Genomic DNA, 1,164 nt, shown 5'->3' on the forward strand with positions numbered 1-1,164 from the left:
TTTACCGATTTTCCGTGTTTTCTTTGCAGATGAATTCGACAAAAGTGCCTCTAAACCCTTGTGAGATAAGGATTTTTTGATTTTTCAGCAAGCCCCATTTAGGTCCATAAGAGAGGATGACGAGGGATGAGTGTAACGCCCGAAAAAAAACAAATTGCCAAATATATAGCTGATATATTTGGAGGCAAGGCTTCTGTGTTTAATTATGGGGATGATAATAACATAAGTAAGATAGCTATACTTCAGTCTGTTGACTCCCCTTGCGGTGGTGAAGTATCTTACTCAACTATCGGTTTATCAAGTTACGATATCGGATTAAGTGTTGAAGATAAGCCATTAAGAATTGAGTTTGTTGGTGCTAGTCCTGCTGAATATGAACAATTCGGCAATATGATTAGTACTTGTGCTTTTAATGTTATCAATTCCGATTATTCATGTTCACCGGGAACAATTTACCCTAACATTGTAAAAATGTATTACCCAGAATTAAACACAAAACATATTTTGTTCGTGAGTCCATTTTTATGGGATAAGGACCTTGAAACCCTACATTTTGAAGATAAAAAAGTAACTTGGTTACAGGCAATTCCAATTTCTGATACAGAGTTTGTATACGCCCAAAAACATGGGAGCGAAGCGTTAGAAGATTTATTGGAAGAGTCAGACGTTGACATTTTGGATTTGAATAGACCTTCCGTTATTTGATTGTAGTTACATGACAAAACGGAGGGTTACCCACAAACGAATGAACCACTTTACCTCATGATTACCAACATAACCTTTGTTCTACCTGTAGGAAGTTTGCATGAATTGAGATGTACGCACAGAATAGCTGAAAAAGTATACCCTATTTAACGCCATAGCGTTACATTGAACAGGTCGATTATGGTCAGATACCACCATGATTGACCTGTTTTTTGTTATCTTCGTATTCTTGCGTTTTTTTTCAGATATGACTGCAACTATGTACATACATAGGACGATTGATAGTGTGGGAAAGGACATAATCGGTCATATAGACATCCTATCGCAACTAATCAGTATGGTGTCCCGACTATGAATAGTGTAATTAGGGCTTGCTGAACAAGATTAGTTCCATCTACACCCAACGCAAGTCTCTAAACCCGAGCAGTCTGAAGAAAAGCAAAAAGAGAACACGCAGTC

At 37.5% G+C, this 1,164-nt stretch carries 1 protein-coding gene; it reads left to right on the forward strand.

Features of this window, described 5'->3' with window-relative positions; translation table 11 throughout:
* The first annotated feature begins 126 nt into the window (after positions 1-126).
* Positions 127-705 carry a suppressor of fused domain protein gene (locus BLT35_RS26125; RefSeq protein WP_074730251.1) on the forward strand — a complete coding sequence of 193 codons (579 nt, stop codon included), beginning with the start codon at positions 127-129 and terminating at the stop codon, positions 703-705.
* The last annotated feature ends 459 nt before the right edge of the window (positions 706-1,164 follow it).

Source organism: Paenibacillus naphthalenovorans (genome assembly GCF_900099895.1).
Lineage (GTDB): Bacteria > Bacillota > Bacilli > Paenibacillales > NBRC-103111 > Paenibacillus_G > Paenibacillus_G naphthalenovorans.

What these genes read in the sequence shown, in the direction of transcription:
- BLT35_RS26125 (WP_074730251.1), top strand. Translation starts at nt 127, where the DNA reads ATGAGTGTAACGCCCGAAAAAAAACAAATTGCCAAATATATAGCTGAT.